Origin of the sequence: Synechococcus sp. M16CYN, from assembly GCF_040371545.1 — a bacterium.
In the GTDB taxonomy this organism is placed as follows: Bacteria; Cyanobacteriota; Cyanobacteriia; order PCC-6307; family Cyanobiaceae; genus Parasynechococcus.
The window spans coordinates 538,282-563,226 of the sequence record NZ_AP029048.1 but is presented as its reverse complement, the minus strand read 5'-3'; the positions used below and the strand labels follow the sequence as shown (position 1 = coordinate 563,226).

21 protein-coding genes and 1 pseudogene are annotated in these 24,945 nt (G+C 47.2%); 5 read left to right on the top strand and 17 right to left on the bottom strand.

All coding sequences use genetic code 11. The annotated features are described in order from the left end of the window. Window positions 1-3: 3 nt before the first annotated feature. From ABWV55_RS02640 to ABWV55_RS02610, 7 genes and pseudogenes are all read right to left on the bottom strand, one after another. Window positions 4-1,536 carry an NAD(P)H-quinone oxidoreductase subunit 4 gene (locus tag ABWV55_RS02640; protein ID WP_353292173.1) on the bottom strand — a complete coding sequence of 511 codons (1,533 nt, stop codon included), beginning with the start codon at window positions 1,534-1,536 and terminating at the stop codon, window positions 4-6. Between the two features lie 57 nt (window positions 1,537-1,593). Beyond that, window positions 1,594-2,541 carry a homoserine kinase gene (thrB, locus tag ABWV55_RS02635; protein ID WP_353292522.1) on the bottom strand — a complete coding sequence of 316 codons (948 nt, stop codon included), beginning with the start codon at window positions 2,539-2,541 and terminating at the stop codon, window positions 1,594-1,596. A gap of 34 nt (window positions 2,542-2,575) precedes the next feature. Further along, window positions 2,576-3,595, bottom strand: a pseudogene (locus ABWV55_RS02630) (glucokinase); the annotation flags it as partial. 429 nt (window positions 3,596-4,024) lie between these two features. After that, the gene (thrS, locus tag ABWV55_RS02625) at window positions 4,025-5,956 is read right to left on the bottom strand and encodes a threonine--tRNA ligase (RefSeq protein ID WP_353292172.1); all 1,932 of its coding nucleotides are present in this window, start codon (window positions 5,954-5,956) and stop codon (window positions 4,025-4,027) included. Window positions 5,957-6,344: 388 nt separating this feature from the next. Further along, the gene (locus ABWV55_RS02620; protein WP_353292521.1) at window positions 6,345-6,920 is read right to left on the bottom strand and encodes a glycoside hydrolase family 104 protein; all 576 of its coding nucleotides are present in this window, start codon (window positions 6,918-6,920) and stop codon (window positions 6,345-6,347) included. Between the two features lie 327 nt (window positions 6,921-7,247). Then, window positions 7,248-8,261 carry a tryptophan--tRNA ligase gene (trpS, locus tag ABWV55_RS02615; RefSeq protein WP_353292171.1) on the bottom strand — a complete coding sequence of 338 codons (1,014 nt, stop codon included), beginning with the start codon at window positions 8,259-8,261 and terminating at the stop codon, window positions 7,248-7,250. Window positions 8,262-8,264: 3 nt separating this feature from the next. Then, window positions 8,265-8,813, bottom strand: coding sequence for a hypothetical protein (locus tag ABWV55_RS02610; protein ID WP_353292170.1), 549 nt, complete (start codon window positions 8,811-8,813; stop codon window positions 8,265-8,267). A gap of 419 nt (window positions 8,814-9,232) precedes the next feature. On the opposite strand from ABWV55_RS02610, the gene ABWV55_RS02605 reads away from it, so the two are divergent. Continuing rightward, the gene (locus tag ABWV55_RS02605; protein ID WP_353292169.1) at window positions 9,233-9,373 is read left to right on the top strand and encodes a hypothetical protein; all 141 of its coding nucleotides are present in this window, start codon (window positions 9,233-9,235) and stop codon (window positions 9,371-9,373) included. Window positions 9,374-9,592: 219 nt separating this feature from the next. Here the strand turns inward: ABWV55_RS02605 and ABWV55_RS02600 are convergent, their stop codons facing one another. Then, window positions 9,593-9,751, bottom strand: a complete 159-nt coding sequence (locus ABWV55_RS02600; protein WP_353292168.1) for a hypothetical protein — start codon at window positions 9,749-9,751, stop codon at window positions 9,593-9,595. A 38-nt stretch (window positions 9,752-9,789) separates the two neighbouring features. Beyond that, window positions 9,790-9,921, bottom strand: coding sequence for a hypothetical protein (locus tag ABWV55_RS02595; protein ID WP_353292167.1), 132 nt, complete (start codon window positions 9,919-9,921; stop codon window positions 9,790-9,792). A 419-nt stretch (window positions 9,922-10,340) separates the two neighbouring features. Between ABWV55_RS02595 and ABWV55_RS02590 the strand changes: the two genes are divergently transcribed. Together ABWV55_RS02590 and psbA (ABWV55_RS02585) are read left to right on the top strand one after the other, a co-directional pair. Next, window positions 10,341-11,756 carry a YcjF family protein gene (locus ABWV55_RS02590; RefSeq protein ID WP_353292166.1) on the top strand — a complete coding sequence of 472 codons (1,416 nt, stop codon included), beginning with the start codon at window positions 10,341-10,343 and terminating at the stop codon, window positions 11,754-11,756. Between the two features lie 140 nt (window positions 11,757-11,896). After that, on the top strand, window positions 11,897-12,973 hold the full coding sequence (psbA, locus tag ABWV55_RS02585; RefSeq protein ID WP_353292165.1) for a photosystem II q(b) protein: 1,077 nt from the start codon (window positions 11,897-11,899) through the stop codon (window positions 12,971-12,973). A gap of 169 nt (window positions 12,974-13,142) precedes the next feature. Here psbA (ABWV55_RS02585) and ABWV55_RS02580 read toward each other — a convergent pair whose 3' ends face one another. Next, window positions 13,143-14,027, bottom strand: coding sequence for a GNAT family N-acetyltransferase (locus tag ABWV55_RS02580; protein WP_353292164.1), 885 nt, complete (start codon window positions 14,025-14,027; stop codon window positions 13,143-13,145). A 71-nt stretch (window positions 14,028-14,098) separates the two neighbouring features. Then, window positions 14,099-15,097 carry a type I glyceraldehyde-3-phosphate dehydrogenase gene (gap, locus tag ABWV55_RS02575; protein ID WP_353292163.1) on the bottom strand — a complete coding sequence of 333 codons (999 nt, stop codon included), beginning with the start codon at window positions 15,095-15,097 and terminating at the stop codon, window positions 14,099-14,101. Window positions 15,098-15,424: 327 nt separating this feature from the next. Between gap and psbA (ABWV55_RS02570) the strand changes: the two genes are divergently transcribed. Together psbA (ABWV55_RS02570) and aroC are read left to right on the top strand one after the other, a co-directional pair. After that, entirely contained in the window at window positions 15,425-16,504 is a 1,080-nt protein-coding gene (gene psbA, locus ABWV55_RS02570) for a photosystem II q(b) protein (RefSeq protein WP_353291152.1), read from the top strand. A 546-nt stretch (window positions 16,505-17,050) separates the two neighbouring features. Beyond that, the gene (aroC, locus tag ABWV55_RS02565) at window positions 17,051-18,145 is read left to right on the top strand and encodes a chorismate synthase (protein ID WP_353292162.1); all 1,095 of its coding nucleotides are present in this window, start codon (window positions 17,051-17,053) and stop codon (window positions 18,143-18,145) included. A gap of 409 nt (window positions 18,146-18,554) precedes the next feature. Here aroC and ABWV55_RS02560 read toward each other — a convergent pair whose 3' ends face one another. The 6 genes from ABWV55_RS02560 to ABWV55_RS02535 all read right to left on the bottom strand — a co-directional run bounded on the left by ABWV55_RS02560 (window position 18,555) and on the right by ABWV55_RS02535 (window position 24,892). Beyond that, window positions 18,555-19,241 (bottom strand): bifunctional 4-hydroxy-2-oxoglutarate aldolase/2-dehydro-3-deoxy-phosphogluconate aldolase, encoded by a 687-nt coding sequence (locus ABWV55_RS02560; protein WP_353292161.1) that lies wholly within the window; start codon window positions 19,239-19,241, stop codon window positions 18,555-18,557. Next, window positions 19,213-21,063 (bottom strand): ATP-dependent zinc metalloprotease FtsH, encoded by a 1,851-nt coding sequence (gene ftsH, locus ABWV55_RS02555; RefSeq protein WP_353292160.1) that lies wholly within the window; start codon window positions 21,061-21,063, stop codon window positions 19,213-19,215. Before ftsH ends, ABWV55_RS02560 begins: the two co-directional genes overlap by 29 nt. Window positions 21,064-21,109: 46 nt before the next feature. Then, window positions 21,110-22,282 carry a sulfate adenylyltransferase gene (gene sat, locus ABWV55_RS02550; RefSeq protein ID WP_353292159.1) on the bottom strand — a complete coding sequence of 391 codons (1,173 nt, stop codon included), beginning with the start codon at window positions 22,280-22,282 and terminating at the stop codon, window positions 21,110-21,112. A gap of 109 nt (window positions 22,283-22,391) precedes the next feature. Continuing rightward, window positions 22,392-23,219, bottom strand: coding sequence for a photosystem II manganese-stabilizing polypeptide (locus ABWV55_RS02545; protein WP_353292158.1), 828 nt, complete (start codon window positions 23,217-23,219; stop codon window positions 22,392-22,394). Between the two features lie 160 nt (window positions 23,220-23,379). Then, complete coding sequence (coaBC, locus tag ABWV55_RS02540; protein WP_353292157.1) at window positions 23,380-24,705, bottom strand: bifunctional phosphopantothenoylcysteine decarboxylase/phosphopantothenate--cysteine ligase CoaBC; 1,326 nt, start codon at window positions 24,703-24,705, stop codon at window positions 23,380-23,382. Beyond that, the gene (locus ABWV55_RS02535) at window positions 24,692-24,892 is read right to left on the bottom strand and encodes a DUF2555 domain-containing protein (RefSeq protein ID WP_353292156.1); all 201 of its coding nucleotides are present in this window, start codon (window positions 24,890-24,892) and stop codon (window positions 24,692-24,694) included. The genes coaBC and ABWV55_RS02535 overlap by 14 nt, the downstream gene beginning before the upstream one ends. Window positions 24,893-24,945: the final 53 nt, after the last annotated feature.

Genomic DNA, 24,945 nt, shown 5'->3' with positions numbered 1-24,945 from the left:
GTTTTAGATAAGGAGCGGTAGTGCAATAGCATCCGTGGAGGCTTCATAAAGGTCCATTGCGATTCGTGGCCAAATACCAATAACGAGGGTGGGAACAAGCAAGCTCAACCCAATCACTAATTCGCGTGGGCGCATATCCTCCACACTAGCCAGTGCTGGGATTCGCGGACCGAAAAAGACCCGACGACACATCGAGAGTAGGTACATCGGCGTTAGCACCAAGCCAACTGCGGCCGAGATAATCGTGATGGAACGAAATGTAGAAGTGAAAGCTTCCTGGCTGGTAATACCAAGAAATACGGTTATTTCACTGATAAAGCCACTCATTCCTGGAAGAGCCAAGGACGCCAGAGAACTGGCCAAGAAGAAAGCAAACGTAATCGGCAATGCCTTAGCGAGACCGCCCATATTTGGAATGGAAAGAGTTTTAGTGCGTTCATAAAACACACCTGTAATAAAAAACATTGCGGCTGCAATAAGACCATGACTCACCATCTGAAGCATGGCTCCGCTGATGCCGAGTGCATCAACAGCGCCAATTCCCACCAAAACGAAACCCATGTGACTAACAGAGCTGAAAGCGATCCGTCGTTTCACATTGTCTTGTGCAAATGCATTAAGAGCGCCATACACAATGTTTACGATTCCTAGAACTACTAACGCCGGAGCAAGAATCTGGTGGACTTCCGGGAGCATCTGCACGTTAAAACGCAGCAGAGCGTAGCCGCCCATTTTAAGCAGAACACCGGCTAGCAGCATGGACACCGGGGCATTCGCCTCACCATGAGCATCAGGAAGCCATGTATGGAGAGGGAACATTGGTAATTTTACGCCAAATCCGACCAGGAATCCGAGATAACAAAGCAGCCCAAAACTGCCGCCGGCCGAACGAGAAATAAGTTCGCTTAAATTCAGGGTGAAAGTATCTCCTGATAGTGCCAAGGCAAGGCCACTAATCAAAATCAGTAATGAAGCGACGGCGGTATACAAGATAAACTTGGTTGCCGCGTACTGACGATTCTGACCTCCCCAAATCGCAATTAGTAGATATACCGGAACTAGCTCAAGCTCCCAAGCCAAGAAGAAAAGGAGGAAATCTTGAGAGAGGAAGACAAGGCTTTGAGCTGAAGCCTGAACTAGCAGCAGCGCGAAATAGAGGCGTGATTTGCGTTCAATTGTCCAGCTCGCACCAACCGACAGCAAGGTGACTAGTCCACTAAGCACTACTAGCGGCGCCGAGAGACCGTCTACACCAAGGGACCACTCCAGTCCAATGTAGGGCACCCAGTTTACGCGCTCCACCAGTGCAATACCGGAAAAGGTTGGGTCGAATCGAGTGGCCAGAACTCCCATCATGAGGAGAAGATCCACCAAAAGAACGCTAAGGGCGATGTTGCGCGGCCAAGGAGAGGATTTATTTTCTTGGGCTGGCAACAACGGCAGGATCAATGCTGATACAGCCGGCAACAGAATGATCAGGGAAAGCCAGGGAAAGGCCGCGCCTGTATCAGCAATTTGCCGCATCCCACCACTCATTCTGTGTTCGCAATCTTTAACAAAGCTAACAGGTATAAAATCGTCTTTTGGGTAGTCCTACTCATCATTTGCTGGTTGCCAATGACTACCAGTGATCTGCACATTCAACACTGGAGCTCTGCTGGCTACGCCAGCGGCTTCCCAAGCTTTAACCATTGCCCGACTCACAGTTATTCCATTACTTTCCCTGCATAGAGCCAAGACGCTTGGCCCTGCTCCGCTGATGGCGCACCCCCAGGCTCCGGCCCCCATCGCAGCTCGTTTCACTTGGTCACCTCCCTTAATCAGACGCCATCGATAGGGCTCGTGCAAACGATCATGCATGCCATCAGAGATCAGATCGCCATTGCCAGTGCGCAGCCCCTGAAGCAGTAGAGTCAGCGCACCGAGGTTTACGACCGCATCGCTTACCGGGATGGCTTTAGGCATAGCACGCCTAGCTTCACTGGTACTGAGTCGGATTGAGGGGATAGCAACCACAATTTTCACCGAATTCATCCATTCGCAGCGCACCACACGCCAGCGTTGTGAGGCTGCTTTTGCTGTCATGCAGAGGCCTCCGAGCAGTGAAGGCACCACGTTATCTGGATGACCTTCAATATCAATCGCTAGTTCCAACAACTTTTCTTTATTTAGTGGTTCTCCCACGAGAGCATTGGCGCCTATTAATCCAGCCACAATCGCAGTTGCACTACTGCCCAACCCCCGAGCTGGGGGCACAGCAAGTCGTACGCGTGCCTCCAAGGCGACTGGTTCTAGTCCTGCAGCTTTCCAAACTCTTTGCGCGGCCCGATAAACCAAATTTTCTGGTCCGCCACGGAGATGACTGCCTTCGCTCCCTTCGATAATCAGCTCAAATCGTTCTCCTCCGCCTTCTATCCTTCGCATAACAAAACGATTATTCAAATCGAGAGCAACACCAAGGCAGTCAAAGCCAGGGCCGAGGTTGGCAGTGGTTGCCGGTACTTCGACCACCACTGTCTGCCCGATACGCGGCAGTACCATCGCCGATCCCCTGCTTAGGACAGTGTCCCACCTAGTTTGATCTGGCCAGAGCCCACGCACGACAAGCCGCACTAAAGAGGTTTGCTTCAGGGTCAATTATGGCTGTGACCTTTAACCCGCTAATAAAATTATTAAAACGACCCTTTTGCCGCATCGCGTTCAAAAATGTCTCTGACTGAAGTCCCACCAATTGTTTAGCAGCTGTACCGCCACCAATCCAAAGTCCTCCCGTACAAAGCTCCTGAAGGGCAAGATCCCCTGCTGCCGATCCGTAGGCGGATAACCAAATTTGCTGAGCATGCAACATTAATTGATCACCTTCCTTTGCGGCGAGGCTCGCTTGAGCAGGTAAATCGCAGGTGCTGTCAATTTTCCATCTTTCTGCGATGGGGCGTAGAGGGTGTTGCTCTGTTCCAGGATTTTGAAGCAACCAGCGCGCGATATGCCCAAGCCCGGTACCGCTAACCACTCGTTCAACGGATAAGCTGTCTACATTAAGGTCTTGTTTGAGCCAGCAGGCTAATTGCCACTCTTCTTCTGTACGTGGAGCAAATTGACGATGGCCGCCCTCGCTCGCAAGTGCGACTAGTTGATTGTTAAAACGAATTCCCCGGGCTATGCCCAAACCCGTCCCTGCGCCGAGAACAGCGAGGGGGCCATTGTCTTGGACCCCAGGTTGAAGTACCACCTCCTGTGAATTTTTTAAATAAGGCAAGCCGTAGATCAGAACGCCAAAATCATTGATTAGTTCCAACTGGTTTAAAGCAGCAGCAACAGTTAATTGATCTTCTTTGAGTTGCCAAGGGAGGTTAGTAATGTGTGCGCTGCTGTTTCGAACCAGACCTGCCACTGCCACACAGCCGTATTGGGGCGCTTTAATATCATTTGGTCTATTGTTCAAAAAGCTTTCCAACATGGCCCCAAGCGACTTCCATTCATTGGAAATGAAGCGCTGGCGATGGAGTTGAATGAGCCGATTGCCGCTAACCCCATATAAAGCAAGGAGGGTTTTAGTCCCTCCCATATCTCCGGCCAAAAGAGTAGAAACAACCACTGAAGACATGGTGAGAAGCTTATTCCAGTTTGGAAACAATCCACTAACTGTATTTAGATGAGAAAGTCAAAGAGAAATGAGACTCGTATGGCGACGGACTGGGTTTCACCTCTATAGCTGTTAATCATAATCACTAGCTTTAAGATGCATTCAGTTTTAGTACGAAATAAAAATAAACCCTTAATATTCTTCCGAATAATCTCAATGTTTTGGTAGTTCTTAACAAAGAAAATATCCACTAATCTCACTTGGTTTTAGGTTCCCTATAAATGCAAAAGACTAAATATTCTGAACTTATTATAATCTCGATAGTGGAGCAGATCGCTAAAGTTGTTTTGTCAGTTTGATTCCAGTCTTAGGTTTCGACTTCGCTTTTTGAGAGATCGGGAGTTGTTTACAGATAGGCAAAAGTTATTTGAAGCAAAGCAGTTATTTTGTGGTCAGACGAATATCATCCCATCGATAACGGTTTGCATCTACAGCCGATTGAATTAGTGTATCGAGAGGCATCGTCCCAAGATCTCCTCCTCTTCGGCTACGCAAACTTACACTACCATTTCGAGCTTCTGTGGCACCAACAATGACTAGAACAGGGACTTTGCTCATTTCTCCATTTCGAATTAACTTACCAAGACGCTTTCCGCTTGTATCGATTTTAACGCGAATATCTGAGCGCATTAATCGATCGTGAACTTTCTCAGAGAAGATTCTAGCGTCATTACTAACAGGAAGAATTCTCAGCTGTTCAGGAGCAAGCCAAAAAGGAAATTCTCCGGCATAATTTTCAATTAAGATACCAATAAAACGTTCAAAACTTCCTAGAATTGCTCTGTGAAGCATTACTATTGCATGGCGACAACCATCTTCTCCTATAAAAGTTGCTCCGAGTCGATCTGGCATGGAAAAATCAACTTGAATAGTTCCGCATTGCCAGACTCTACCAAGACAATCCTGAAGTGAAAATTCGATTTTTGGACCATAGAAAGCACCTTCCCCAGGTAAAAGTTCCCAACTAAGTTGTTTTGCTTCAAGTGCATCTTGCAGAGAACGCTCGGATTTATTCCAAATTTCATTGCTGCCAAATCTTTTCTTTGGCCGTGTGGATAGTTTAATCAAAATCGTCTTGAAACCAAATGTCTTATATACATCGAATACAAGATCAATAAACTCTGAGACTTCGGATTGAATTTGATCCTCTGAACAAAAAATATGAGCATCGTCTTGAATAAAGTTCCTGACCCTCATTAAACCATGCAGTGTTCCGGAAGGCTCATTACGATGACAAGAACCAAATTCTGCGAGTCTTATTGGAAGATCTTTATAACTTCGTAATCCTTGATTAAAAATCTGAACATGGCAAGGGCAATTCATTGGTTTAACGGCATAATCTCTATTTTCTGATGATGTTGTAAACATGTCATCTTTAAATTTTTCCCAGTGTCCAGATTCTTCCCAAAGAGTCCGATCGACAATCTGTGGTGTGCGTATTTCTTGATAACCGCAAATATTTAACCGTTCTCGGATGAATTGCTGCAGCGTTAAGTAAATCGACCATCCAGATGGATGCCAAAATACCATCCCGGGTGCATTGTCTTGAATATGAAATAAGGATAGCTGTTTACCGAGACGTCGATGATCTCTTGCTTCAGCTTCTTTCAATTGTTTAAGATGAGCCTTAAGGTCCGAAGACGATCCCCACGCAGTTCCATAAATCCGCTGAAGCATCTTATTATTTGAATCTCCTCTCCAATATGCCCCTGACACTTTCATTAATTTGAAGTGCCGGAGGTGGCGTGTATTGGGTACATGTGGTCCACGACACATATCCGTATATTCTTCGTGATGATACAACCTGATAGTTTCTCCTTCTGGAATTTCTTCAACGATTTGGAGTTTGTATGTTTCTTTTCGGGATTCAAATGTTTTTATCGCTTCATTGCGGCTGACTACTTGCATATTAATATCATAGTCTTTTGCAATCAGATCTTTCATCCGATTTTCAATCAATTGAAGATCTTCTGGAGTGAAGGGTGTGTCATAAGCAACATCGTAATAGAAGCCATCCTTGATTACAGGTCCGATCGCCATTTGTGCCTCCGGATAGAGTTGCTTCACCGCGTGCCCCAGAAGGTGAGCAAATGAGTGCCGAATGACGTCGACTCCTTCAGCATCTTTTTTCGTGAGAAGACGCACTTCGGCATCTTTCTCAATCAGCACGACCAAATCAAGGGATTCACCGTTCACAATTCCCGCAACAGCTGCTTTTGCTAGCCCAGGTCCGATTGAGGCAGCTACATCCGCAATACTGACTGGGCCGTCAAAACTCTTAATTAGTCCATCGGGGAGGGTGACGGCGGGCATGAACGTGAAAAACTCCAGACACTGAACGGGTTATTCCCCTTATCACTAATGGGAACGCGTCATCCTATTGGTGAAAGTGCTCGGAGAATGGCTAAAGCTAAGTTCTGCAGTAACTAGTATTCGGAGGTCAAGACGATATAACCTTTTTATTAGACCTCGCCTACTTAAGCGCTCCAGCAGCCCAAAGATCGGGTTTGACTGGATTTAGATAGCGTGAACCCCCCGCCACACAAGAAACAAATGGGGTATTGTCGAGCCATAATTTCGCAGGCGATTAGCAAAACGTCAACCAGCAGTTGCATTCCGTGCAGTTCATGCACCTCATGACGTAGATAGGGCAGTTAGGTTATAGGGCTTGGTCGGCGTTTGTGGCTGCGCGTCGTTGTGATCAGGCGTTGATTTGACATTTTAGGCTATTTAGGTTTTCACTATAAAACGCTGCTAATTCTTGGTGGCTTTTAACCGGTTGCCCATATGCAGAATGACCAGTGGTGGTTGGGAAAGAAGCCCACTCTGAAGCTAATTTTGCCATGGCTACCTTAGTAAGGCCACGCCGATCAATTTCCTCAAGTGCCCCACGGCGTTTAGCTAAATGAAGTGCCGCTTGGTCCTGATGCTGAGGTTCAAAGCTACTGAGCTTCAGCTCCCGAGCTACTCCTTTCCAGGTGTCGGGTAGAAATTGGTAGGCACCAGCGGCAGCACTTGAATAGCGCTTCACGACAACTCGTTCGGGATGGCGCGAAAGATCGTTGAATAGACCTCCCCCATAAATGACAACGTAACCCTGATCTTTACCACCCCTCCAGGTGCCTTCAGCATAACGGATGGTGTTCAGTAAGGCGCGACGTTCAGGTGTGAACTCATAAGGACCACCTTCTTTACCCTGCGCTAACGAGGCGCGAGTGGCTGCCCTCTCAACAATGCCTACTGTCTTCGGTATTACCTTTGAATTAAGTAAGGACAAACCTTGTACGCAAAGCAGCAATCCACCGCAAAGAAGGAAATTAGCCCAGGTGTATTTCGGAAACAGGACAGTGCTTGGAAATAACTGAGACACATGGCGTTTTCAAAGTAGTTTCACTTTGATACCAATGTTTGCTTTGTGGAAAGTTCGGTCATCGTGAGGTAAACCTTTGGTTCGCGCTGCGCTCGAGAAGATAAAGAAACGACAAGAGTCTTAAGAAAAAATTTATCTCGATCTAATTTGATAGATGTCTTTTTAGTAATCGAGAGATTACATTCATAAAAAACCTACTCATTAGCTTCGTTGATTAACCGTTTTTAAGTCTGATTAAGCTCTTATAGCCAAACCCAATACCTGTCGGACACGATTAAGGGTTGCATTGGCTACGGCTGCAGCCCTATCGCGACCAGCTTTCAAAACAAGATCTACCTCTTTCGGATTGTCCATGAGCTCCTTATGAAGAATTTGAATCGGCTTCAGTGCGGCCACCGTAGCTTCCGCCAAGAGGGGTTTGAACTGCCCCCATCCCATCTCAGCACATTCAGAGGCTACAGACTGACGATCTTGGCCGCTGAGAATCGAGTAGAGGCCAAGCAGGTTATTGGTTTCGGGGCGTTCGGGGTTGCCGAATTCAAGACCGTGTTCCGAATCTGTTTTGGCACGTTTAATTTTCTTTGTAATGAGCTCAGGAGGATCTAGCAGGGCTATACGACTACTCTCATTTGGGTCGCTCTTACTCATTTTGTTACGACCATCCGTCAGGCTCATGATCCTGGCACCTTCTTTAAGTATGAGCGGCTTCGGAACATTAAGGATAGGTTGCTTTTCAGAACCGAACCGAGCGTTAACGCGTTGCTGGGCGATATCACGAGCAAGTTCAAGATGTTGTTTCTGGTCTTCACCCACCGGCACAAGGTCGGCATCGTATAGAAGGATGTCCGCTGCCATAAGGACCGGGTAATTTAGCAGGCCAACGGAAACATTGTCTCCTTGCTTCACCGACTTTTCTTTGAATTGGGTCATGCGCTCCAACCAAGTAAGGGGTGTAACACAGTTCAAGAGCCAGCACAACTCGCTGTGAGCCGCGATTTGACTCTGAACGAAGATCGAGCAGCGTTTGGGATCCATTCCGCACGCTAGATAGAGCGCGGCTGTGGACCTTGTATCAGCGGCAAGTTTGGCAGGATCGTGAGGTACCGTGATCGCGTGAAGGTCAACAACGCAGACATAAGTATCGTGGCTGTCTTGCAGATCAACCCAGTTCCGGATCGCTCCCAGCCAATTGCCGAGATGGAGTGCTCCGGTCGGCTGAACACCGGAGAGAACCCTTGGCTGCGGCATGAATCAGGCCTCTATTTCTGCTGTTTTACCTTCATCTAGCTTTACCGATGGGTCCGCCGTAATGACGGTCAAATTACTGGAGTCCACGCTACTGATATCGACATCCCCTTCGCTTTCAGACGGCATCTCCGTATCGGTTGCTATTTCCTGTTCAGAAGTCGTTTCTAACTTGGGTTTGGGCTTACTGGGCCGAGCGAAAGGATCCGGCCTTGAACCACGGTTGCCTCCGCTTTCATTATCAAAACGACGATTCTTCGAGTCGCGCCGCCCGCTGTTAGCAGCCTGGTCGCGCTGCTGCTCAATCAAATCAGCTAGTTGCCCATTTGCAAGCATCTGAGCGAGGGTTCGTACCGCAAAGCCGAGTACAGCCACAGGAGAGCGCAAATTAAAAGCTTCCTGTAAGGCCTTTACTGCGCCCATTTCGTTGTCGCTCAAACGAATCCGAAAGCCGCCACTTTCACGGTTGCCTCCACGGCCGCCGCGACCGCGCTCGTAGCGACGATTTCCGCCCTGTCCACCCTGCTGTTGGATATCGTTGTAGGAATTAGTCATGGCCGATGGCCCGTAATCAGGCGCAAGTGTGACGCATCATCGGTATGTTGGCAGTGAGGTTAGCAAGCTGGCCGCAACTCCTAGGTTTCTAGCATAGATTAGTGTGAACGTAAGAAATGTGTCGAGACTGCGTTCAATGGCAGTCTTTGCAACGATTTACAGGGTGTCAGCGTCACTTGCGGTTCAACAATATTCAAACATAGACTAGCTAGACTAAATACGTCTTGAATACCTGATGACAATCGTCCACACACTGTGCTTATCAATGCAACAGGTCCGCTGAAAAATCAATTAATTGACTTACCCCATCGGAATAATTGCTTGATAATTCACTGAATTTTTATAGATCGCCAATGACTTCGGAAGATGATTATAGTGGCAAAAGCAAACCTAGCTGAACCCAAATTAAGCCACACCGGATGGTGGTCTCGCGGCAGCGCGAACGTTTGATACAGCTGATCACAGGTGCACTAAAGCTGCTTCGTAAAGCAACCTCGATACCCTGGGTGATGGTTGACTTTGTTCAAGAAAACCCGAACACCGATCAGTTCTGCACATAGATTCGGATATTTGATCTAAACCAGGAATAATCTCTTGGCTCGAGGTAGGATGTACTGATTGATGGTCGTGACCTGAGCTTTGTAATAAATACTTTGATTTAGAATGTCTAAAGCCTTCATGTTCGCCACCACTGAGTGCGCATCCACAAAGACTTATCGGCTTAAATAAGTCGCAATTAAAAACATTACGATATCCTAAAATATGCTTGGGACCTGTCACTAGCTACGACCACAGATACATCCTAGGATGACGATACCATAGCCGAATGGTCGGTTGGCCTTTTGGGGAAAAATTTGACCCAAAACACGACAACACACCTCAGTTATTGTTGGTAACAATTTCACCAGTACAGTAACGGCAGTGTCAGGCCAGCTCATTTATAGCCAGGCGATCTTTGCCACTTTCATGCATGCAACTATGGTAGTCGGCGCGTCAGCTGCCACTGCTGCAGGTTAAACATCTGCTTTGTAAGAGCTAATCCCAAGCCGACTTCTCTAGCCATCTCCACAACTGATCGGTGATAGGCTGAACACAAGGTTGTAACCAAAAGCATCTACCTCCCAGAAGTTGCCCGAATCTACATGGGGCTGTTCAGGGTCTATTCACCAGATCAGGGCAAAGTTTCGAAGGATGTAAAGAGATGCTAAGCCCATGATTTAGCAGGATACCAGTGTCTTTGCACTGAGCAGCGGCCACAGCGACGATTGCAGCCAGGACGGGGTCTGGAAAGCTTTTGGTTTATTGAAACCTTACAAAAAGTCTTGGAAAAGCATTACATAGCACTGTGCTTAACATCAGCAGAGCAACAGAGGTGCTTAGTATTTCCGCAGCTAGATCTGACGGGAGTGTGGCAGCTCCCTAAACCAGAGTTCTGATCGAAATCGGAATCAATAGCACTTCTTAGCAAAGAGCAAAAATTGAATCCTGTCGGGCTACGCGGCACTCGTGTTTCCCAATAGATGAGTTTTGTGTACGCGGCGTGCGAGCAGTCTGCAGTCTGACCGATGCTCCTGGTTTTGGAGAGTGAGTTGGGCTAAGAGAGGTTTTGCTAAGTCACGCTTTGAGTTGAAACTTCCAGCTGCGCTACCGCAGATCTTGTTGATGCCAAATTCCCTTGTTAAGCCATTAGCGCTTGCTGCTGGGGGTTTGTTGGTTGAACAGTGGTTATTCAGTAATGTGATCCATATCCCGGGCGAGGGATTTGGTGCCCTAGTGGTGGTTGGTTGTGTGCTTTGGCTTGGACGGGAAGCCTCCAAACCTTGCTTTGTCGCTCCGGTATCCATAGATGTTTGGATTGAGCGCTGCCAGACCGTTTTGAATCAGTTCGAACTGTTCGAAGCCAATCCATCGGCTACTGCATTAAGACGTCAGGACCTGAAGAATATTGTTGAACGATCTGGACCACAACGGATCGCATTTGTAAGTTTCAATCAGTCGGATGTGTCTAATCACACCTCTTTACAACAAAGTCTCGCTGGTTCAGCATCCCTCGAACTCTCATTCTGCCATCCCCTGGTTTGTATCGATGGGAAGCGCTGCTGGCCTGTTGTTTTGCAAAACCAAGACGCAATCTTATTCAGCTTATCTAGCCCGTTAACAGCTTCCGAGTTTCTGTGGCTTCAGGAAGTCCCTGTAACTCAACCAGCCTGGATACTGGTAGGCGCATGTTTTGGTCAGTCAACCGAACAAACTACTGCTCAAATAAAAACGGATCTACCCGAACGGTGGCGGAACCGCATCATAGTGCAGAGCCATTATGAGTCTCTCCGTACATCTCTCGCTCCGCTTCGGCGAGCTTTAAAGTATGGATTGCCTGATACTCGTCAACGTCTACTCGAAGACCTGCACCGACGTTGGCAAGCTGATCTCGAATTTTATCGGCGTGCTCGGTTTCAGCAACTACAGCAACGTACCCAATGGGTTGTGGCAGGTTCAGTTTTCGCTTCTCCACTGCTCAGTCTGGATCTGCTCGCGCTAGTAGTGGCCAACGGTCTAATGATGAAGGAGATGAAAGAGATTTGGGGAACGGATATCAAACTAGATGCGCTCCAGGAGGCTGCGTCCCAGCTGGTTAAAGCAGCCTTGGCACAGGGAGTAGTGGAGTGGGCCAGTCAGACGCTATTGAGTCTGGCAAAGCTCGATGCTGGAAGCTGGTTAGCTGCGGGAGTGATGCAGTCTCTAAGCGCAGCTTATTTAACTCGCGTCGTTGGTCGCTCTATGGCTGACTGGTTGGCTATAAATGCTGGAGTATCAGAACCTGATCTCAAGTTACTGAAACTTGAGGCACCACTCTTAATAGCCCGTGCGGCTGAGAAGGAACGTCTTAACTGGTCAAAATTTCTTCAACAATCCCGCCAGTGGGCACTGAATACAACTTCATGAAAAATTAAGTGCCGCGTGAATTTTTTTAAACATAATTCAGAGTATTAAAAATCTGGAGCTTTGGTCATACCAGTCATGTAAACTCCCGCTGACCAATCTCCCTATTCGTGGAGGGGTTAGTCCGTTTTTATTCTTCTATAATGTCTATCCTAATTCGTAGCGAACGCAAGAGTAGCTGGGAGTCTTTCTGTGAGTGGGTCACTTCCACCAATAACCGTCTGTATGTCGGTTGGTTTGGTGTACTGATGATCCCAACTCTGTTGGCTGCCACCATTTGTTTTGTCATCGCTTTTGTTGCCGCACCTCCGGTTGACATCGATGGCATCCGTGAGCCTGTCGCTGGCTCTTTGATGTACGGCAACAACATCATCTCCGGTGCTGTTGTTCCTTCCAGTAACGCCATCGGCCTGCACTTCTATCCCATTTGGGAAGCAGCCTCACTCGACGAGTGGCTGTACAACGGCGGTCCTTTCCAGCTCGTTGTTTTCCACTTCCTTATCGGCATTTACGCCTATATGGGACGTGAGTGGGAACTGTCCTACCGCTTGGGTATGCGCCCCTGGATCTGTGTTGCTTACAGCGCTCCTGTCGCTGCTGCTTCCGCAGTGTTCCTGGTCTACCCCTTCGGTCAGGGTTCATTCTCAGATGCAATGCCCCTGGGCATTTCTGGAACTTTCAACTACATGTTGGTGTTCCAAGCAGAGCACAACATTCTGATGCACCCCTTCCATATGTTGGGTGTTGCAGGTGTTTTCGGCGGTAGCTTGTTCTCCGCAATGCACGGATCACTGGTGACTTCCTCCTTGGTGCGTGAAACGACCGAAAGCGAGTCCCAGAACTACGGCTATAAATTCGGCCAAGAGGAAGAGACTTACAACATCGTTGCTGCTCACGGCTACTTCGGTCGTCTGATCTTCCAGTACGCATCTTTCAATAACAGCCGCAGCCTTCACTTCTTCCTGGCTGCTTGGCCCGTTGTTGGCATCTGGTTCACCGCTCTTGGCGTGTCAACCATGGCCTTCAACCTGAATGGTTTCAACTTCAACCAGTCCATTCTTGATGGTCAAGGTCGTCTCTTGAATACTTGGGCCGATGTGTTGAATCGTGCCGGTCTTGGCATGGAAGTAATGCACGAGCGCAACGCTCACAACTTCCCTCTGGATCTAGCAGCTGCCGAATCCACTCCTGTGGCTCTGCAGGCACCTGCAATTGGTTGATCTAAAGTCAATGTAGACAGCCCGGTTTCGATTAACCGAATCACCCGAAACCTCCCAAACCTCCGTCTTCTGACGGAGGTTTTTTTACTTTTCTACTCTGTTTCCTTTATCAATCTTTACCCTTGATTAATTCTGCAATAGATAAAAATGTTAACTTAAATAATTTTATTTAACCAAGCTCAAGACACGCAAGTCCATAAACATCCTTGGTTGAAACAACATGATGACAAAGTCCCTTATACATACGAATTGTAAACGAGACTTGTCTGAATCCTAAGCTAAACAGAAGAGCCTGAGCTTTAGTATTATTTTGAGGTGAATCAATCAAAACTATTCCTTGATGCTGGCTTAAAAGATTCGTAATTAGAATTTTAGCGAGTTGTTGTGAATCAGCTAGGATTGGACCAATTCTCCAGCCCTCACCTACAGTAAGAAAGCAAGGTCGTATGCGAGCAAAACCATGGCATAAATTGTTATTATCAATTAAAGTCATTACTCTGCCACTCTGGTGCTTTAACCACTGAGACAGAAAATGTGGTCTTGCTGTAGACTCTCGCATCGCATCATATTTATTAATTACTTCTAAGGGAATTTGATTCCCTGTAACAACATGGAAATTGTGGTTATTTAATAGTTGTTCTGTATGATTAATTTCATCTATCTTGAAGAGTTGCCATCGGATAGTTTGAGATGAAGCTTTAAATCCCCATTCTGAATAACTATCAACTAAATGTGGAGCAGCTTCTAGCCCAATACACTGCACATTATTGAGATGCGCAAGTGCTTTTTCCCAAAGTTTGTGTCCATAACCATTTCGCCTATACTCAGGCTTAACAATGTACAAACCTATAAATCCGTAGATATGATTGTATTTAATTCCGGCGATACATCCGACAGCTAATGAGTCAACCCATGCTACCCAAATTCCTTGCTTATCAGTATTTCTATAAATTTGAACATCTCCTGATCCAGGTGCAAAATCTTCATTCTTAGCCCAATCGATTATTGTTGGAATATCTGAGGGCTGGGCAAGTCGAATTTCTAGATTGGGCATTGGTTGAGTCTAACTAAAAATTGAATTTGGCTTAATATTTTAGTTGGAAACTTAATGTAAACCATTATGGTTTAATTAGATGCCATATGCTGAATTAAATCAATGCACTTAGAGCTGTAAGCCCATTCATTATCATACCAAGCAACTAGTTTCATAAAACTATCGTTTAAGGCCATGCCTGCACCAGCGTCAAAAATTGAGGTACAACTTTCGCCAAGTAAATCATTTGAAACAACTTGATCTTCTGTATAACCGAGAATGCCCGAAAGCTCGTTTTCAGATGCTTCTTTCATTGCATTTTTCATGCTCTCATAAGTAGTTGGTTGGATTAAATTAATTGTCAGGTCTACAACTGAAACATCAGGGGTTGGTACTCGAAACGCCATGCCGGTGAGTTTTCCGTTTAACTCTGGGATTACCCTTCCAACTGCTTTAGCCGCTCCAGTCGCACTGGGAATGATACTTTGCCCTGCTCCTCGTCCACCGCGCCAATCTTTGAGTGATGTGCTATCGACTGGCTTTTGAGTTGCAGTTGTTGCGTGAACAGTGGTCATCAAACCACTCATGATGCCAAACTTATCATGGACGACTTTGGCGATAGGAGCTAGACAATTAGTTGTACAGCTCGCATTAGAAACTATATCTTCATTTGCATAGTTTTTATGATTAACGCCCATAACAAACATTGGTGTGTCGTCTTTTGAAGGAGCGCTCATGACAACACGTTTAGCTCCTGCTTCAATATGAGAGCGTGCGGTTTCGTCAGTCAGGAAAAAGCCCGTACTTTCAAGAATATAATCTGCTCCGATATCTCCCCAATGAAGAGTTTTAGGATTGCGTTCAGAGCTAATTCGAATCTTTTTGCCGTTTACGATTAGGCTTCCATCAGTTACCTTGATACTCCCAGGGAAGCGACGATGTGTAGAATCGTAGCGAAGTAGATATGCCATATAATCAATATCAAGAAGATCATTTACCGCGACAACCTCAATATTTTCCATGGATACCGCTTTGCGGAAAGCCAATCGACCAATACGGCCAAATCCGTTAATTCCAATTCGAATAGTCATCGAAAGCACTTGCTTGATTTGATTTCGTCCTTATAGATCGAATTTATTGATAACAACTGGCTCATTTGGGCGTATGCACACCGTGTATCAAATGAGAGACTCTGCTGTCTTAGTACAGGATTTTCTAACCCTGTGCTCAAGTCATTACCCAAAAGCCTGTGAGGTACTGAAATCACATAGACAGTGATTAGATCAACTAATGGCTGAGATTAGCAAGGCTCAGCTTAGGCATCACGTCAACATCGCAAATTTCCCCTATATTGGGTTCGGCTGAATCAATCGGCTCTTCCCTAAACCGTCCTTTCGAGGACACTTCTTTCCGTTCTCATGACCACAACCATCCAGCAGCGCTCCAGCGCTTCTAGTTGGCAGTCTTTCTGTGAGTGGGTCACTTCCACCAATAACCGTCTGTATGTCGGTTGGTTTGGTGTACTGATGATCCCAACTCTGTTGGCTGCCACCATTTGTTTTGTCATCGCTTTTGTTGCCGCACCTCCGGTTGACATCGATGGCATCCGTGAGCCTGTCGCTGGCTCTTTGATGTACGGCAACAACATCATCTCCGGTGCTGTTGTTCCTTCCAGTAACGCCATCGGCCTGCACTTCTATCCCATTTGGGAAGCAGCCTCACTCGACGAGTGGCTGTACAACGGCGGTCCTTTCCAGCTCGTTGTTTTCCACTTCCTTATCGGCATTTACGCCTATATGGGACGTGAGTGGGAACTGTCCTACCGCTTGGGTATGCGCCCCTGGATCTGTGTTGCTTACAGCGCTCCTGTCGCTGCTGCTTCCGCAGTGTTCCTGGTCTACCCCTTCGGTCAGGGTTCATTCTCAGATGCAATGCCCCTGGGCATTTCTGGAACTTTCAACTACATGTTGGTGTTCCAAGCAGAGCACAACATTCTGATGCACCCCTTCCATATGTTGGGTGTTGCAGGTGTTTTCGGCGGTAGCTTGTTCTCCGCAATGCACGGATCACTGGTGACTTCCTCCTTGGTGCGTGAAACGACCGAAAGCGAGTCCCAGAACTACGGCTATAAATTCGGCCAAGAGGAAGAGACTTACAACATCGTTGCTGCTCACGGCTACTTCGGTCGTCTGATCTTCCAGTACGCATCTTTCAATAACAGCCGCAGCCTTCACTTCTTCCTGGCTGCTTGGCCCGTTGTTGGCATCTGGTTCACCGCTCTTGGCGTGTCAACCATGGCCTTCAACCTGAATGGTTTCAACTTCAACCAGTCCATTCTTGATGGTCAAGGTCGTCTCTTGAATACTTGGGCCGATGTGTTGAATCGTGCCGGTCTTGGCATGGAAGTAATGCACGAGCGCAACGCTCACAACTTCCCTCTGGATCTAGCAGCTGCCGAATCCACTCCTGTGGCTCTGCAGGCACCTGCAATTGGTTGATCTAAAGTCAATGTAGACAGCCCGGTTTCGATTAACCGAATCACCCGAAACCTCCCAAACCTCCGTCTTCTGACGGAGGTTTTTTTACTTTTCTACTCTGTTTCCTTTCGATTTTGCCTTTGAATGGCATCATAACTAAACAAATATATATTCCTATCTTTGAAAAAAATAAGAGCAACCGCGCTATATCAGAATAGCTTGGTCATAAATAGGTTATATCTAACAATAATTATCTTTAATTTTTGTGTACGTACAATGTAAAGTTGGGGACAGGACACTAACTCTTACGATGTGATTAGACAAATCTAATCCCATGCTACTAAAATAACGATGAAAATTTAATTCCTAAGGCTTTAAATAGCGTTACTATCTTTGTATGATGTACTTCTTAATAGAAATGATTTTTCACACTAGTTCTGAGACGACGCCATACTAGCCAAAATCAAGATAGTAACAGTGACTTTATCCACATGCTAACTCGAAATTTTACCGACATTAGTGTAGCAATCAGTCACCCCTTGGTTTCTTTTCGATCGACTATTAGCCATGGGTAGTAGTTTCGGCGATCTCTTCCGCATTAGCACCTTTGGCGAATCTCACGGCAGGGGCGTCGGTGTCGTCATAGAAGGGTGTCCACCAAGGTTGGAACTAGATCTAGATGAAATACAGGCAGAACTAGACCGTCGCAAACCAGGACAAAGTCGCATTACCACGCCGCGCAAGGAAACAGATCAATTAGAAATCCTGAGTGGTCTGCTAGATGGTAAAACCACTCTTGGAACCCCTATTGCAATGTTGGTACATAATAAGGATCAGCGACCAGGAGACTATGATGACGTCGCAGTCGCTTTTCGTCCTTCCCATGCCGATGCGACATATCAATTTAAGTATGGCATCCAAGCACGTAGTGGAGGAGGACGTGCTTCTGCGCGTGAAACTATTAGCAGGGTGGTAGCTGGCTCTGTCGCCAAGCAACTATTGCGCAAAGTAGCGGGTACAGAAATCCTGGCATGGGTAAAACAAATTCACTCTCTCGAAGCCGGTGCGATCGACCCACTAACTGTCTCAATTGATGAGATTGAGGCCAATATTGTGCGCTGCCCGGACGCTAACACTGCGAGCAGAATGATCGAGCGAATCGAAGCGATTGGCCAAGAGGGGGACTCCTGTGGTGGTGTGATCGAATGCGTTGTTCGCACTCCTGCGATAGGACTAGGAATGCCAGTCTTTGACAAATTAGAGGCAGATCTTGCCAAAGCTGTAATGTCTCTTCCTGCAACTAAAGGATTTGAAATTGGCTCAGGTTTTAGCGGTACTCTGTTAAAAGGGAGTGAGCATAATGACGCTTTCATTTCAGGAAGCGACGGACGCCTTCACACTGCCACCAATAATTCCGGCGGCATTCAAGGTGGAATTAGTAACGGTGAACCAATCGTGATTCGAGTTGGTTTTAAACCAACGGCAACCATTCGCAAGAAACAGCAAACCATCAATTCCGATGGCAGAGCAACCATTTTAGCCAGCAAAGGAAGACATGACCCTTGTGTGCTGCCGAGGGCTGTACCGATAGTAGAAGCAATGGTGGCTTTGACATTGGCGGATCATCAGCTTAGACAACAGGGCCAATGCAGCTTCTGGTAAGATTCAATAGCTGGATATCGGAGAACCATTACCAATACTAAAATAACCTGACAAACCGATCACACGTAGCCTTAGCTCGCATGTACATATGCTACATAAGCTTTTTGAAATTTTCTGTTTACTAGAAGTGACAAGGTAATCGTGATGATCTGGTATGAAAACGAATTCCTCATTATTTAAGGTAAAAACTTACTTCGGTGAATAAGACATATTTAAAACATAATCAACTATTAACTATGTCAAGATTTGACCGCGTTTTAAATCATATACTATCTCAGTAGTAGTTAATTTTTTGTGGCGATGATTAAAGGAAAAATCTCTATTTTTTATGGCTGAAATATAAGCTTAGATTTACTTATAGCTCGGTCCGATGGTGAATTACAAGCTCATGTAGTCGAATAGAAGCTTGTTAAGCTAGGTTCGAAACTTGAGTTAGCCAGGTGAAAAGTTTAGGATCAACTCCGTCCGAACCAACTGTTTGATGTCCAAGAGCAACAGCATCGTAACCTGCAGAGAGCCAATTAGATAAGTCATGGGCAGTCAACCCGCCCGCTGCAATTACGAATGGAAGTGAACCCAAAGGGGCAGCCAGCCTATTCCAATATGAAATACCGAGAGTTATGGCAGGGAACAGCTTGACTAGTCGACACCCAAATGACACCGCTTGATGTACCTCAGTTGGACTAAAGACTCCTGGCACAAGGAGTATTCCCTGATCCCTTGCTAAACTCACAAGAGTAGGATCCCAGCAGGGAGACATCGCATAAGCAAAATCAAGGGTTTGCAAATCGAATAATGCCATCGGTGCTGTAATCGAAGCAGCAGCCAATTGAAAACGCGGACAGCATTGTCTAACTTGTTTGACCCAAGGGATCCAACCAGAATGCGAACTCCACGCTAGTTCGATATGGCGCAGGCCGGCTTCGTGAAGATCGTGCAGCTGAATCAGAAGATTACTAGAGCCAGTGAGGTCTTTTATCGCCGGGCGAACAACCAAAAGAAGAGGTTGGCTGCGCAGCGAAGCAATTAATGCCTCTTGACGCGCCAACCATGTACAATGATAGGAATCAGACGTATTCAGCAGCCCGGACGTCACGCTTGATTAAAAGCTCCTGAAGCTCCTCAGCATCGACGGTTTCTTGTTCTACAAGTATCGAGGCGAGTTCATCAAGAACCGCGCGATTATCAACCAAGACCTTGGTGGCACGTTTATAAGCGACATCAACGAGATCAGAAACTTCTTGATCGATAGTTGCAGCTGTCTCTTCGGAGAAATCGCGTTCAGCAGCAATGTCACGTCCAAGAAACATACCTCCCTGCGCACGGCCTAAGGCGACTGGACCAAGGACGTCACTCATACCGAAACGGGTAATCATTTGACGAGCCGTCGAAGCAACCTGTTGGAGATCGTTAGAAGCGCCTGTGGTAACTTCGTCCTCGCCGTAGACAATCTCTTCAGCAACCCTGCCACCAAGGGCAACTGCCATCTGATTCTGGAGATAGGCACGGGAGTACAGACCTGATTCCATGCGTTCTTCACTAGGTGTAAAGAATGTCAGGCCACCGGCATTGCCACGAGGAATAATCGAGATCTTCTGAACGGGGTCGTAATCAGGCATCAAAGCTCCGACTAAAGCATGACCAGCCTCATGGTAAGCAACCAAACGAGCCCGGCGCTCACTCATGAAACGGTCTTTCTTCTCGGGGCCTGCCATTACACGTTCAATGGCGTCACTGATCTCGTCGTTGCTTACTTCTGTTAGCTCACGACGAGCAGCCAGAATTGCTGCTTCATTCAGCAAGTTAGCAAGATCTGCACCGGTGTAACCAGGTGTACGCCGCGCCACCTTGTCCAAATCAACATCCTTGGCTAGCGTCTTGCCACGGGCATGAACTCCCAAAATTTGCAGACGCCCCAGATAATCAGGACGGTCAACCGTGACTTGACGATCGAAACGACCTGGACGCATTAAGGCCGCATCAAGCACATCAGGCCGGTTGGTGGCAGCAACAATGATTATGCCTGTGTTGCCCTCAAACCCGTCCATCTCGGTGAGGAGTTGATTCAAAGTCTGTTCACGTTCGTCGTTACCACCGCCTAGACCAGCACCTCGCTGACGACCAACAGCATCGATTTCGTCAATGAACACAATGCAGGGAGAATTCTTTTTGGCCTGTTCAAACAAATCACGGACGCGACTTGCGCCAACGCCAACGAACATCTCCACGAATTCTGAACCAGAGATAGAAAAGAACGGAACGCCTGCCTCACCGGCAACAGCTTTGGCCAAAAGAGTTTTACCGGTTCCCGGAGGACCTACTAGCAAAACTCCTTTCGGGATTTTGGCGCCGACAGCTGTAAAACGGTCAGGATTTTTGAGAAAATCCACTACCTCGGTTAGCTCCAGTTTGGCTCCTTCAATACCGGCTACATCTGTAAAAGTTACCTGGGTGGAAGGTTCCATTTGGACTCGTGCTTTGCTCTTACCGAACTGCATCGCAGGATTACCACCGCTACCACTTTGGGCACGGCGGAAAAGGAAAAACAAACCACCAAGGAGAAGTAGCGGAAAAATTAAACTCCCAGCTGCTTGCTGCCAACCGGGAGTCTGACGGGAAGGTTGAACAGCAATGTCAACGTTATGACTGGTAAGGAGGCTAAGCAGCTCACGATCAGGTGCAAGATTTACCTGAGCGCGGCGACCATCATTCTCAACGACTTGGGCTGTGCCCTGGTCTGGAGCAATCAAAACGCGACTGATTTGGTCGTCTTTAACAGCTTCAACGAATTCGCTATACCGAATGGTATTGATCTGGGACTGACTGCCATTGCTGCCACCAAAAAAAGCTGGTGTAATTACCACAATGGCAACTACCAGCAGGGTGCCAAGTCCGATGTTGCGCCAACGCTTGTTCACAGGTCGCCCCTCACAGATGAAGGAATGTTAAACGAGTCCTCGCAATTCATAGGGCGCGGAGAGCTTTAACAACACTCTTAAAAGCAAACCACTCAGGGATTTCCTCACCACTGCGCAGCATCTTGCGAAACTGGGTACCGCTCAGTTTTTTAACATGAAGCCGGTGAGTTTCAGCGTACTCAGCGGTGACATAACCTTCCTCATCTGTGTAAACAAGATTCAACGATGGTACCGTTTCCATGGCAAGCTCTGGCGCGCATTCCTTGGCAAAATTCTGAGCCTCATAGGGCCCATAGAAATCGCTACCGCTGAGGGAAGATTTACAGCCCGCCATGTCACGCCCGATGATAAAGCGGGTACAACCATAATTACGGCGAATGATCATATGCTGCAATGCCTCCCGGGGTCCTGCCATATGCATCGCATAAGGGAGGTAAGCCCAGTGAATCCGATCATTATCTACTTCTGCAGCCAAGCGTTCATAGGTTTCAAAACGCATAGCCCCTGGTATATCATCTTGTTGTGTTGGACCACAAGTGGGGTGAACTAGCACCACTGCGTTCTTGCTCACATTTGGAGCATGAAGCGCACGGGTGAGCAGTTCATAGTGGGCGCGGTGAATGGGATTACGGCATTGGAAAGCTACTACGTCTTCACCGCTTGGTAGACCAGCACGAACTTCAGCGGGGGTTTTGCATGGAAATACACGTTTCGGTAGTGACAAACCCTTTAAAGTTCCACCTAAGTAAAAGCGTTTACGCTCCATCGCAATCATGCGCGTGGCAGGATGCTCGAGTGATGTAGTACCGTAACAACTCTGTGCCTCAATAACTTTATCTGGTTCCCATTTGCTCTCAACATCAAGAACAGCAAGCTCTTGACCTTTGTAGTTAAGCAAAAGTCTGTCACCTACGATAACATCTTCCTGATCTGTATCCATCACGATCGGCAGGCCAAAAAGGTGGCCAGAGACGGTACGATTCCTTGCGACAACAGCGTTATAGTCTTCCTGATGCATAAAGCCACGGAGCGGGGAAAAAGCGCCTATTATTAAGAGTTCGATATCGCAGGCACTGCGATCAGAGCACTCCAATGATTTGGTAGCTGAGGCACTAACTGTAGTGCGATTAGCCTCAGGTACCATTAGGTTTAGCAAGTCACCTCCGTGAGGGGCTATTACCCCTGACCGTTGACTTGGAGTAAAGGCGCTGGCGGTCATGGTAGTTAATTAGGACCGGCTAATATTATAGATTGGGTTTAAATTCACATAAAGTCCCATACAAAGGGAAAGTAGTAATAATTCCCTTTGTATGGGACTTTATGTGAATTTAAACCTCCTCTAAACGTCCATACAAATCGCCACTAACCTTAATGTCAACCACTTCACGACCACCCATATCAGAATCGGATGGCTGAATCGCTGTAAAGACGCCAACAAACTCTCCGGTCTCAGGATCTACCCGGGTTATTGACATACTCATGTTACCAAGGCCATCAATATATCGCTTGTTATTGTCCTTCTCAAGATCTTTTTCGTCTCCTCCGAGTGCAATCAGACCCTGAGCATACTGAACACCGGTGGTCAAAGCACGACCCTTGGGGTCAATGAAATTACTCGTGCGATAACTTGGAGTGCGATAGGTTCCTTCAAAATCGGTACTAGTGGTGATGGCGGTACCATCAGCGTTGGCATTCAAAGACTTACTAGAAAATGCGAAGGGAAACTCTTCGCCGCCAGGAACCAGCACCGTAATCGGTTGGAAATCGATCCCACCTTTCTCTTGAAACTGAAGACCGGATTCAGTTACTGTTAAGTCACCGTAAACCTCATCAAGGCTAGACGTATAACGCGTCAGAATTTTGCCTTCAACAAATTCAGCTTTCTGACGAATATTCTTGGGCTCTTCCTTTGCGTAAACCTGTACAGGATGCATACAGATTTCGCGAAGCTGATATTTCCCGCCAATGGTTAGAGGAATAGAACCACGTGCTGAGTCCCCGATTGTAGGGCAATCGTTAGCTTTACCAGTGTTGCGAATGTCATCATAGGTCACATTGGACTCACCACGGCTTGCAACGGTACTGCCGCTGCAAGCCGTGGTTAAAAAAGTGAAACACAACGCCAGCACTATGACCAGCAAGGAACGGATGCGCATAGGAAAACAGTACAGCTTGACGCCGTCACTGGGTATGATGCTAACGAATGCTAATCCTATAAAACTTACCAAATCAAGACAAAGCTAGCTTATGTAAATTTCAACAACTCACAAATTGCCGACGTCGCCGATTCAAATCAAAATACTTCGGTTCATCTTTCTAGATATTAACCACTGGTAACTCGACTAAACCTGGTTCAACCGCAGAGCTAACAAGCAGTTGGCGCATCTCATCGAGAAGTCGATGTGCTAGAGATAATTTTGATGTAATCGGCATCTCGCGAATCCAGCTCTCCCCTAGCAACCAACCACCATTAGCTTGATCATCAAAGCCCTGACCCAGCCTATCTATAGGGTTAACCATTAGCAAATCGCAGCCCTTAACCCGACGTTTAATTTCACCTTTTTCGATCAAAATCGCATCCTCGCCGGTCAGACTAGCAAAACCAAGCAATATCTGCCCGACGGGACGTTGCCGCGACAAATTCGCTAACAAATCTGGCACCTGACTCCAACCCGAAGCCAAAAAATCTGACAAGTGAGTTTTTGATAACTTTTCCGACGAGGGTTCAATTCGGCAGAAATCGGTCACAGCCGCTACCATCGCAATAAACTCAACGAATGGCTGTCGTTCAGCAATAGCCTCCTGCATTTCTGCAGCAGTACGTACCGGGGAACAATCCAGTCCCTCTAACCATGCTTCCGGTACAGAGAGTGGACCATGGATCAGCTGCACGCTCGCACCTCGGAGATGAGCCGCCTGTGCCAAGAGCACACCCATACGACCGCTGCTGCGATTTGTAAGAACACGAGCCTGATCAATCGACTCTTGGGTGGGTCCTGCTGTGACTAAAAGCCGCTTACCTTTCCAGTCACGATCAGCCAATGCTTTGGCTTCCGTGCGACTGAATAGAGATGCAATGGCCAACATGATCAAATCTGGATCTGCCATACGGCCATTACCAAGACGATCACAGGCCAACAATCCAGTTGTGGGAGAGAGCGTAACAACACCAGGAAACGCCTTTACCGTCTTCCAGTTTTGTTGAACAGTCGGGTGTTTCCACATGGCTGTATTCATCGCTATAGCAACCAACACAGGTACTTCAATCGCCAGTAGAACGCTGGCTAATAAACCGTTAGCCGATCCCTGACACCAACGGCTCAGAGAGCTGACGCTCATAGGAGCTACTACAACTACTTCTGCCCATTCAGCCAACTCAATATGCAAAGGCCGGCTTCTCGATGGATCCCATTGATCGCTATCCCGATAACAATGATGGCGGCTGAGACTTGCTAAAGCAATAGGACTAACTAGGTGCTCCGCATTAGGAGTAACCAAACAGCGCACCACAGCACCAGCCTTGATCAGTGCACTGACTAACAAAGGCGTTTTCACAGCTGCGATGCTGCCGCTAGCTGCCACAAGTACATGCCGCCTCAATAGAGGCCCTGCTCCTGGTAGCACCGAATCAGTCTTCGTCAAAGGGTTCTTGGTCTATGAGATGGTGGTAGGGAAGTGCTAACTCCGGACGGTGAATGGCCAGCGCACGTAACAAATGCCAATCAGAGAGGCTATCAAATGGAATGGAGTAGTCATCCTCTTCTAATCTGAGTGCGAGCTCTGCGATCGTTTCTTCATTAAACGACTTGAGTTGTTCTGGCGTGGCCATCAGGTTTGACAAAGGTATGACAACTTAGGTTTGAACCGGCGCAGTGATCAGCA

Excerpts from the sequence above, each read along its gene's own strand:
- ABWV55_RS02640 (WP_353292173.1), bottom strand. The coding sequence starts at position 1,536 with ATGAGTGGTGGGATGCGGCAAATTGCTGATACAGGCGCGGCCTTTCCC.
- thrB (WP_353292522.1), bottom strand. The coding sequence starts at position 2,541 with ATGGTACTGCCGCGTATCGGGCAGACAGTGGTGGTCGAAGTACCGGCA.
- thrS (WP_353292172.1), bottom strand. The coding sequence starts at position 5,956 with ATGCCCGCCGTCACCCTCCCCGATGGACTAATTAAGAGTTTTGACGGC.
- trpS (WP_353292171.1), bottom strand. The coding sequence starts at position 8,261 with ATGCCGCAGCCAAGGGTTCTCTCCGGTGTTCAGCCGACCGGAGCACTC.
- ABWV55_RS02610 (WP_353292170.1), bottom strand. The coding sequence starts at position 8,813 with ATGACTAATTCCTACAACGATATCCAACAGCAGGGTGGACAGGGCGGA.
- ABWV55_RS02605 (WP_353292169.1), top strand. The coding sequence starts at position 9,233 with ATGGTGGTCTCGCGGCAGCGCGAACGTTTGATACAGCTGATCACAGGT.
- ABWV55_RS02600 (WP_353292168.1), bottom strand. The coding sequence starts at position 9,751 with ATGAGCTGGCCTGACACTGCCGTTACTGTACTGGTGAAATTGTTACCA.
- psbA (WP_353292165.1), top strand. The coding sequence starts at position 11,897 with ATGTCTATCCTAATTCGTAGCGAACGCAAGAGTAGCTGGGAGTCTTTC.
- ABWV55_RS02580 (WP_353292164.1), bottom strand. The coding sequence starts at position 14,027 with ATGCCCAATCTAGAAATTCGACTTGCCCAGCCCTCAGATATTCCAACA.
- gap (WP_353292163.1), bottom strand. The coding sequence starts at position 15,097 with ATGACTATTCGAATTGGAATTAACGGATTTGGCCGTATTGGTCGATTG.
- psbA (WP_353291152.1), top strand. The coding sequence starts at position 15,425 with ATGACCACAACCATCCAGCAGCGCTCCAGCGCTTCTAGTTGGCAGTCT.
- aroC (WP_353292162.1), top strand. The coding sequence starts at position 17,051 with ATGGGTAGTAGTTTCGGCGATCTCTTCCGCATTAGCACCTTTGGCGAA.
- sat (WP_353292159.1), bottom strand. The coding sequence starts at position 22,282 with ATGACCGCCAGCGCCTTTACTCCAAGTCAACGGTCAGGGGTAATAGCC.
- ABWV55_RS02545 (WP_353292158.1), bottom strand. The coding sequence starts at position 23,219 with ATGCGCATCCGTTCCTTGCTGGTCATAGTGCTGGCGTTGTGTTTCACT.
- ABWV55_RS02535 (WP_353292156.1), bottom strand. The coding sequence starts at position 24,892 with ATGGCCACGCCAGAACAACTCAAGTCGTTTAATGAAGAAACGATCGCA.